Raw genomic sequence first — 9,097 nt, forward strand, 5'->3', positions numbered from 1 at the left:
CCTCCAGGAGATATATCATGAGTCAACGTATCGCCATCGTTGGAGCCGGGCAGTCCGGGCTGCAAATGGCCCTCGCTCTGCAGTCCAAGGGCTACCAAGTGACCTTGGTCACCAACCGCACACCCGATCAGATCCGCGCTGGCAAGGTTATGTCCAGTCAGGGCATGCTTCACAGTGCACTGCAGATCGAGCGCGATCTTGGGCTGAATATGTGGGACGACACGTGCCCGCCTGTGCAGGGTGTAAGCCTGACGGTGTTGCAGCCGGGGAAGCCCGGCGAGAAGATGCTTGAGTGGATGGCTTCTCTGGAGCACCCGGGCCAGTCTACGGACCAGCGCGTGAAGATGCCGATCTGGATGGAGACCTTCGTCCAGCGCGGGGGCGATCTGCGCATCGTCGACGCAGGTTTGGAGGAGCTAGAGGATCTGGCGCAACACCACGATCTTGTGCTGCTGGCTGCCGGTAAGGGCGAGATCGTCAACCGTTTCGAGCGCGACGTCGCAAACAGCCCGTTCGATGTGCCGCAACGTGCGTTGGCACTGGCCTACGTGACCGGTATGACGCCGCGTACGCCGTTCTCACGCATTGGCTTCAATGTGATTCCTGGCGTGGGCGAGTACTTCAGCTTCCCGGCACTGACGTTGTCCGGCTTATGCGACATCATGGTTTTCGAAGGTGTGCCGGGCGGCCCGATGGATCGCTGGGCAGAGGCCCGCACGCCGGAGCAACATCTGGCCGAATGCCTGCGTGTCGTGCGTACTTATCTGCCGTGGGAAGCCGAGCGATGCGAGCAGGTCGAGCTGACCGACGAAAACGGCATTCTCTCTGGGCGCTTCGCACCGACCGTGCGGAAGCCGGTCATGACCCTGCCGTCGGGACGACATGTGTTCGGAATGGCAGATGCGGTGGTGGTCAACGACCCTCTTACGGGGCAGGGCTCCAACAACGCTTCCAAGTGCTGCAAGGTCTATCTCGACGCGATTCTTGATCATGGCGATCGACCGTTCGACGCGGAATGGATGGAAGCCACCTTTGCCCGCTATTGGGAATACGCGCGTCACGTTGTCACCTGGACCAATTCGATGTTGGCGCCTCCGCCCCCGCATATTCTTAAACTGTTCGGCGCGGCCAGCGAGTCGCCGGCGTTGGCGGCACGCATCGCTAATGGCTTCGACAACCCGCCGAGCTTCTTCCCTTGGTGGACGGAGGCGCAAGCGTGCGAACAGATGATCGAGCAATACGTTGGACAGGCAGCCTGACATGAATGAATTACCGCAAATTGCCCCTGAGCCGCAAGCGCTGCGCCGGGTGTGCGGACGCTACGCAACTGGCGTGGCGGTGATCGGAGCCTGCGGACCTGAGGGGCGGTTGGTCGGCATGACGGTCAATTCGTTTGCTTCGCTTTCGTTGACGCCGCCGCTGATCCTGTGGAGCCTCGCATTGCATTCGCCGAACGCTGCACTGTTCGCGCCGGGGGAACGCTTCGGTGTGAGCATCTTGCGAGCTGGGCACGGCGAGCTAGCTCGGCACTTCGCAAGATCGTCACCCGATAAGTTCACTGGCGTTCCGCATCAGCGTTGCGAGCGAGGCGTTCCCTATCTTGAAGAGGCGCTGGCACAACTGGCTTGTCGGGTAGAGCGCGCCGATCCGGTCGGAGATCATCTGCTGATCGTCGGTGAGGTCGAGAGGGTGGCTGTGTGTGAAGGTGAACCATTGGTGTTCTACGGCGGCGACTTTGTCAGCCTGGCGGCTTGATCAAGAAGCGCAGGAATTTCGCAGAAGGACCACCCGTGAACTCGCACGCTCGTGCGAGTTCCGGCTTCCCTCTATCGAATGTTGCCTCGACCGTCGAGTCCTGTTTTTACAGATGCTTTAGGGTCGGCCCTGCCAGGGGTGTCGTCTCGTTCCGGCGAGCGCCGGCATGTGCTCGTGATGTACGTTTGTAGCATGAGGAGACACGATCTGTCCGGAGTCCGAACATGCATGCAACTTCTGAGCGTGGTGCGAAACACCCAGCATACGCTTGATTGTCACTCTATTCACGCTTTCAAATCCAAGCTCGAAGCAATCATATGAACAAGATTCTGGAAGACAAAGTTGTCGTAGTCACGGGCGCAGGCCAAGGTATCGGCCGTGCCATCGCAAAGCAGGCCGCCGCCGCCGGTGCCCGCGTTGTCGTCGCGGATATTGCCGTCGCTAAACTCGACGACGGCAGCACTCGATCGGTCGCGGAGAGCGTCGTTGAAGAGATCGTCGCACTCGGTGGAAAGGCCGTCGCTTCCACGGAGGATATCTCGGAATCCGCGGCGGCAAGTCGAATCGTTGAACAGGCGGTCGACACGTACGGGCGAATCGATTGCGTTGTCAATAACGCCGGCATTCTGCGGGACCGCATGTTTTTCAACATGGATGACGCGGAATGGGATGCAGTCGTCAAGGTCCATCTGTACGGGTACTACAACGTATCACGTGCGGCCGCACCGCATTTCAAGGAGCAGAACTCCGGCAGCTATGTCCACTTTAGCTCGTCATCCGGAATTATCGGAAACGTTGGGCAAGCCAACTATGCCGCCGCCAAGATGGGGGTGGTCGGACTTTCCACCAGCATCGCGTTGGACATGGCCCGGTTCAACGTGCGGTCGAATGTGATCGCCCCATGGGCCTGGAGCCAATTGCTCGAGAGTGTTCCGATTCGCACTCCAGAGCAGGGTGAGCGGATGCGCAAGATGAAAGAGACCATGAGAGCCGAACAGATTGCCCCGCTTTGCGTGTTTCTCGCGAGCGATCTGTCTTCGTCTATCTCGGGGCAAATCTTCGGGGCCCGTGGCAACGAAGTCTATTTGTTTAGCCAGCCGAGAATCGTTCGATCCGTGCAAAGATCCGACGGATGGGATGCCGAGAGTCTTGCCGCCACGATGCTCCCGTCTTTCAAGAATGACTTCTTGCCTGTCCAAACGCATCGCGACGTCGTCGGCTGGGATCCGATCTAAAGGCCGAAAATGCTCAATCTGGAACAAATCAGGAATCTCCCGGACACAGAGATTTCGCTCGACTACACCGAAAAGGACGTCGTCCTATATGCCCTAAGCATTGGCTTGGGGCACGCGGCGAACGAGGAGCTGAAGTTTGTCTTCGATGAGAAGCTTGTGTCCACGCCAACGTTCGCCATGATCTTGGCGCATCACCTGCCTTGGTTGCGCCAGCCGGAAACTGGTATTGACGTAAGGAAGATGTTGCACGGGGAAAGCAGTCTGGTCGTTCATCACCCGCTACCCAAAGCGGGGCACGTGACAGTCCACGGGCGTATCGCCGGTGTCGTCGATCGCGGTCCCGGAAAGAGCGTGTCGATCTATTTCGAGCAACGGGTGATCGAATCCGCCACGGCGAGCCATCTGGCGACGGTAGGGGGGTGCTTTGTATTCCCGGGAGCAGGGGTCGCCGTTGGCGCTACGGGCGCTCGCCCGGGCACCACGCCGACAAAGGTTCCAGACGGGTGCGCGGATATTGAGTTTGTCGATCATATTCCAAAGAACGCGGCCCAGTTGTATCGACTCAACGGAGATCGCAACACGTTACACGTGGACCCCGAGGTAGCCCGCCGGGCAGGGTTTGACCGACCGATCCTGCACGGTCTTTGCACGTTCGGCTATGCAGGAGCGGCAGCTATTCGGACATTGTGTGACCACGATGCCGGACGTGTTGAAAAGTTGCATGTTCGCTACTCGACCCCGATCTACCCAGGTGAGCAGTTGCGCACCGAGTTTTTTCGCATCGACACGAATGAATACGCCTTCCGCTGCATTGCCGTCGAGCGGAACGTAACGGTGCTAGAGGCCGGCCATCTTGTCTTACGGAACGAGAAATGAGCGAAACCACCAGTCGGCTGTTGCCACGGCCAACACCTGAAACAGCGCACTTCTGGGAAGGGGCTCGTCGCAAGCAGTTGCTGCTGCAGCGCTGCACAGAATGTGAGCATGTGTACTTTCCACCCCGCGCTTTTTGTCCGTCATGTAGTTCGCATAACGTATTACCTCACGCGTCGAGCGGTTCCGCAATACTGTTGAGTTACGTTATCAGCGCGAGGCCTGCGCCTGGCATCGAAGCTCCATACTCGGTCGCCATCGTCAAGCTCGAGGAGGGGCCCACGATGATGACAAACATCGTCAATTGTCCGCAGACACCCGAGAGTCTGATTCTGGACATGCCATTACGGGTTCTGTTCGTCGCGCAGAACGACGAAATCACCTTACCGTTCTTCGAGCCTGTGGACGTCGTATGAAGCAAGGAATTGCAATCGTTGGCGCGTCGGAGACGGCGCGCTTGGGTCAGATACCCGAACAGTCGCAGATCGGCTTGAGCGCCGATGCTGCCCTGCGGGCATTGGCAGATGCCGGCTTGGCGGCGCGTGATGTGGATGGCATTGCCACCGCCGGTGAATCACCGACGATGCTGGCGCATTATCTCGGCGTGAAACCTGCGTGGCTCGACGGTACCGCCGTTGGAGGGTGCTCGTTCATGCTGCACGTGCGGCATGCGACGGCCGCGATCGCCGCGGGCCTCTGCAAGACTGTGCTGATTGTACATGCCGAGAGCGGAAAGTCACGTATTGCGAACACCCCGCTGCCATGGCCACCTCAGGCCGGATCGCTGCCTGGGCAGTTCGAGGCGCCCTATGGCGCTATTTCGTCTCCCACGATGTTCACAGTTCCGGTCTTACGATATCTCAAACAGCATGGACTGACACCCGATGCACTGGGCGAGGTAGTTGTCGCTCAGCGCAAATGGGCGGCGCTGAATCCGCGTTCGCTGTACAAGGAGCAGATGAGCGTCGCAGACGTGCTTTCCGCAAAGGTCATCGCATATCCATTCACGCTGCCGATGTGTTGTCCCCTCACAGATGGCGGCGGCGCTTTGGTGTTGGTCGCAGCCGAGCGCGCCGTGGAATTCCCTCACAAGCCCGTCTATATTTGCGGGTCCGGCGAGAGCGCTGAATCGCCGATGATCAGTCAGATGAACGATCTGACGAGTTCGCGCGCTTTCCGTGACTCCGGAAACGCTGCGTTCGAGAGCGCCGGTATTGCGCGTAGCGACGTTGATCATGTGATGATTTACGACGCCTTCGCCCATCTGCCGTTGTATGGGCTCGAGGATCTGGGTTTCTGCAAACCTGGTGAGGCGGCCGGTTTTATTGCGGAAGGAAACACTTCCCCCGGAGGGCGTCTTCCAGTGAACACCAATGGTGGAGGACTTTGCTATACGCACTCCGGCATGTATGGCATGTTCGCCCTGCAGGAGAGTGTCAGACAGGTGCGGGGCACGGCGCCGGCGCAGCAAGGCGACGTGAACTTCTCCGTGTGCCACGGAGTGGGTGGAATGTTTGCAACGGCCGGGACCATTGTCCTCGGTAGCCAACTTACGCGAGGTTAATTGTGTACATCGGAACGCGAGCGCAGGAAACGCCGAACAAGCCGGCAATCATCAATGCGAATACTGGCGTCGCTGTCACCTACGGCCAGCTTGACTTGGAGTCCATGCGAGTTGCGCGGTTGCTGCACGCACGCGGGCTTCGTCGAGGCGATCGCATTGCTATTTATATGGAGAACCATCTCTCCTATATGGCTGTAATTTGGGCAGCATTGCGGTCCGGCCTTTGTGCCGTGCCGGTGAATCGCTACTTCAATGCACAGGAAGTAGCGTACGTGGTCAACGACTGCTCTGCCAAGGCCATCTTCACTACGCTGGCGCAAGCGGAAGTCGTCAGCTCATTGAGCGACTCGATCCCGAACTGTCAGATTCGGTTGATTGCCGACGGAGGACTCCCTGGATGGGAGGGCTATGAAGCGACCATCGAGCGATACGATGCATCGCGCTTGGACGTGGAGGCCATGGGTACGATTATGTCGTACACGTCGGGCACTACGGGGAGGCCAAAGGGGGTTTTGCGGCCTTTGCCCGATATGGACGCTACAGAAGCATGGGCTGGCTGGTCCGAGACAGGCGGTCTCTATAACTTCGACGCCGAGACAGTCTATCTGTCGCCGGCGCCCCTATACCACGGCGCGCCCATGCGCTTTTGTCGCGCGGTGCATATGGCAGGGGGAACGGTCGTGATGATGGAGAAGTTCGACGCTGAGACTGCCCTGCAGTTGATCGCCCGCTACCGGGTGACGCACTCGCAGTGGGTGCCGACAATGTTCGCGCGCATGCTGAAGCTCGATGCCTCAGTTCGAAATCTCTATGATCTTTCGTCGCATCATGTAGCTGTTCATGCGGCTGCACCTTGCCCCATCGATGTAAAGCGCCAGATGATTGCGTGGTGGGGACCCATCGTGCACGAATACTACGGAGGCACGGACAGTGCTGGAATCACCGCCATCAGCTGCGAAGAATGGCTTCAGCACCCAGGTTCCGTGGGCCGTGCGGATCCGGCGCGAGTGAAAGTCTGTCTGGAGGACGGCACTGAAGCGGCAATTGGGCAGGCAGGCACGGTGTACTTGGTTGGCAAGTCCGGTTCGTTGCCGGAGTACCTCAACGATCCCGAAAAGACGCGTGCCGCGCGCCATCCGGAGCACGATGATTGGGTGACGGGCGGGGATGTCGGTATCGTCCGTGAGGATGGCTACCTATATCTGACTGACCGAAAGGCGTTCACTATCATCTCAGGGGGCGTGAATATATACCCGCAAGTGATCGAAGATGCCTTGATCGAGCATCCACTCGTGGGAGATGCTGCCGTGTTCGGCGTTCCGAATGAAGAGATGGGCGAGGAAGTGAAGGCCGTGATCGAGCTTGCGGACGGTATTATGCCGTCCGCCGCCGTGGCCGATGAATTGATTGCCTATTGCAAAAGCCGCGTGGCGAGGTACATGGTCCCTCGTTCGGTGGAATTCGTGGAAAAGCTCCCTCGGTCGGCAGCAGGAAAGCTCATGAAAAAGGAGCTGCGGGATCGCTACTGGGTGGGCCGTAGTTTGGTTGCGTGATTAGTTCGGGGCGGGCAACGCCCGCTTGTCAATGTGAGAGAAATAACGGAACAAATATTAAGAAGTGCTAAATAAAAATTAGATAGATATTGAGAAATTAAAATTTCCGAGACTCAAGTGGAGAAAATCGTGGCTACCTGGAACAATGTTCGGCGCGCGCTTGCGCTGGCGACAATCGCATTTTCACCCTTCGCAGGAGCTACGGAAGGTGGAGGCTCAATTTACCCTGCAGGTGTAGAAACTTTCGCGTGTTGTGCTGCTCCTCCTCCTGGCATCTATGGTGTTGTCTATGGCGAACACTATTATGCGAACTCGTTCCGCGGTAATGACGGCAATGAAGTCCCCATTCCCGGGTTCAGTGCACGGGTGTCTGCTATTGTCCCTCGGGTCGTCTGGGTAACTAATCAACAGCTGTTTGGGGCATCGTTGGTGTTCCACGGGTTACTTCCTCTCGTGAACATGGACGTCAAAGCAGCGGGTGCTAGCCAAAGAAAGACTGGCGTCGGTGACGCGACTATTGGAACGGCGCTCGGATGGCACTTGGGTCCCCATCTTCATACACTTCTCGGACTCGATGTATTTGTTCCAACTGGCTCCTTTAGGAAAAACGATCTTGCTAACATCGGGCGCAACTACTGGGCAGTACAACCCGTTTTGGGCGTCTCTTATGTCGACCCGAACGGGTTCAATGGCGACCTCAAGGTCATGTATACGTTCAACTCGATCAATCGAGATACCGATTACACGTCGGGTCACGAATTGATTGTCGACTATGCTGCGGGCTACGGGATCGGCAAAGGATGGGTTCTCGGTGTCGGGGGGTACTTCTATCGGCAGACTACGGACGACAAGCAAGACGGAAACGATGTTCCGAACAACAGAGGGAGGGCTTTAGCCGTGGGGCCGATGGTCAAGTACGACAGCGGCAAGGGGTGGTTTGCAACGGTAAAGTACGAATTTGAAACAGCCGTTAGAAATCGGCCAAGCGGCAGCGCGCTCTGGCTTCGGGCGGTCTTTCCGTTGTAGCATTTGCCGAATTGGGGGGGCGTGGTGTACCCCAAGCGAGTTGCTGAATCCGATGCGCTCGCGACGGCTCGGACGGCGGCCGGCTGCGCACGCTCGAACGCTGGCTCGAAATCGCGTTCGTCGCTGTCGAGCGCCGTTACGAGCGCGGCCTCGGGTGAGCGCTCGCGCATCGCAAGCCGATGCTCGCGGTTACCGTCGCGCTGGCGGCCGCGCTGTTCGTCACCACGCCGAAGGGCTTCTTCCCGCAAAAGGATTCGGGGCTAATCATGGGCGTCGCGCAGGCCGCGCCCGACATCTGGCCGCAGGCGATGGCGCAGAAGATGCAGCAGCTCGACCGCATCGTCGACGTCGATCCAGCCGTCGACAATACCTATTACTGGATCGGCCCGAATCCGACCCTGAGCCAGGGCGCGTGATGATCAACCTGAAGCCGTTCGGCGTGGGCACGGCGAGCGCGGCGCAGGTGCTCGCGCGGTTGCAGCCGAAGCTGGCGAAGGTGACGGGCATCGCCTTGTCGATGCAGGTCAGGCAGGACATCCAGGTCGGCGGATGGATCAGCGCCGCGCAATACCAACACACGGTGTAGGACGCGGACGTGCAGGACCTGAACCGGTGGGCGCAGCGCCTGACGAAGCGCTTTGCCACGCTGCCGCAACTGACCAACGTGACGTCCGACCAACAGGCATCGGCGACGAGCGCGACGATCGTGCTTGACCGCAACACCGCGTCGCGCTTCGGCATCACCACGCAGGCGATCGACGACACGTTGTACGACGCGTTCGGCCAGCGCCAGATCGCGGCGCTCTTCACGTCGCTGAACCAGTACCACATTGTGGAGGAGCTCGATCCGGCCTTTCAGTTGAAGACCGACGCGCTCGCGAACCTGTACGCGCGTTCTGCGCTGACGAACGAACTCGTGCCGATGAACGTGCTAGTGAGCATCGAGAAACCACGTGTCGCCGATCTCGGTCAGCCACCAGGGGCTGTTCCCGGCCGTGACGATCTCGTTCAACCGTAAGCGCGAAATTCTCCGCACCTAGGCAGCGCTGCCGAATCGATCCACGATTGCGTCCGCAGACTTGAATTGCGGA

The 9,097-nt window shown here is 58.8% G+C and carries 11 protein-coding genes; all 11 read left to right on the plus strand.

The window, feature by feature from the left end:
• Window positions 1–17 precede the first annotated feature (17 nt).
• The 11 genes from DIE03_RS34005 (at window position 18) to DIE03_RS34050 (ending at window position 9,024) form a co-directional block, all read left to right on the plus strand.
• A complete protein-coding gene (locus tag DIE03_RS34005) occupies window positions 18–1,259 on the plus strand; it encodes a styrene monooxygenase/indole monooxygenase family protein (protein ID WP_059623659.1) in 1,242 nt (413 codons plus the stop codon).
• A 1-nt stretch (window position 1,260) separates the two neighbouring features.
• Window positions 1,261–1,755, plus strand: coding sequence for a flavin reductase family protein (locus DIE03_RS34010; RefSeq protein WP_081057362.1), 495 nt, complete (start codon window positions 1,261–1,263; stop codon window positions 1,753–1,755).
• A 317-nt stretch (window positions 1,756–2,072) separates the two neighbouring features.
• Window positions 2,073–2,990 carry an SDR family oxidoreductase gene (locus DIE03_RS34015; RefSeq protein ID WP_059623661.1) on the plus strand — a complete coding sequence of 306 codons (918 nt, stop codon included), beginning with the start codon at window positions 2,073–2,075 and terminating at the stop codon, window positions 2,988–2,990.
• Window positions 2,991–2,999: 9 nt separating this feature from the next.
• Window positions 3,000–3,866, plus strand: coding sequence for a MaoC/PaaZ C-terminal domain-containing protein (locus DIE03_RS34020; RefSeq protein WP_111998760.1), 867 nt, complete (start codon window positions 3,000–3,002; stop codon window positions 3,864–3,866).
• Complete coding sequence (locus tag DIE03_RS34025; RefSeq protein WP_059623665.1) at window positions 3,863–4,279, plus strand: Zn-ribbon domain-containing OB-fold protein; 417 nt, start codon at window positions 3,863–3,865, stop codon at window positions 4,277–4,279. The genes DIE03_RS34020 and DIE03_RS34025 overlap by 4 nt, the downstream gene beginning before the upstream one ends.
• Complete coding sequence (locus DIE03_RS34030) at window positions 4,276–5,427, plus strand: thiolase C-terminal domain-containing protein (RefSeq protein ID WP_059623667.1); 1,152 nt, start codon at window positions 4,276–4,278, stop codon at window positions 5,425–5,427. Before DIE03_RS34025 ends, DIE03_RS34030 begins: the two co-directional genes overlap by 4 nt.
• Before the next feature lie 2 nt (window positions 5,428–5,429).
• Entirely contained in the window at window positions 5,430–6,980 is a 1,551-nt protein-coding gene (locus tag DIE03_RS34035) for an AMP-binding protein (protein ID WP_175904276.1), read from the plus strand.
• 129 nt (window positions 6,981–7,109) lie between these two features.
• Complete coding sequence (locus tag DIE03_RS34040; protein WP_059623759.1) at window positions 7,110–8,006, plus strand: transporter; 897 nt, start codon at window positions 7,110–7,112, stop codon at window positions 8,004–8,006.
• 179 nt (window positions 8,007–8,185) lie between these two features.
• Entirely contained in the window at window positions 8,186–8,422 is a 237-nt protein-coding gene (locus tag DIE03_RS34045; RefSeq protein ID WP_111442754.1) for an efflux RND transporter permease subunit, read from the plus strand.
• Window positions 8,419–8,592, plus strand: coding sequence for a hypothetical protein (locus DIE03_RS38495; RefSeq protein ID WP_166677946.1), 174 nt, complete (start codon window positions 8,419–8,421; stop codon window positions 8,590–8,592). The genes DIE03_RS34045 and DIE03_RS38495 overlap by 4 nt, the downstream gene beginning before the upstream one ends.
• Before the next feature lie 9 nt (window positions 8,593–8,601).
• Window positions 8,602–9,024 carry an efflux RND transporter permease subunit gene (locus tag DIE03_RS34050; protein ID WP_124456504.1) on the plus strand — a complete coding sequence of 141 codons (423 nt, stop codon included), beginning with the start codon at window positions 8,602–8,604 and terminating at the stop codon, window positions 9,022–9,024.
• Window positions 9,025–9,097: the final 73 nt, after the last annotated feature.

Origin of the sequence: Burkholderia sp. Bp8992, from assembly GCF_003853705.1 — a bacterium.
Lineage (GTDB): Bacteria > Pseudomonadota > Gammaproteobacteria > Burkholderiales > Burkholderiaceae > Burkholderia.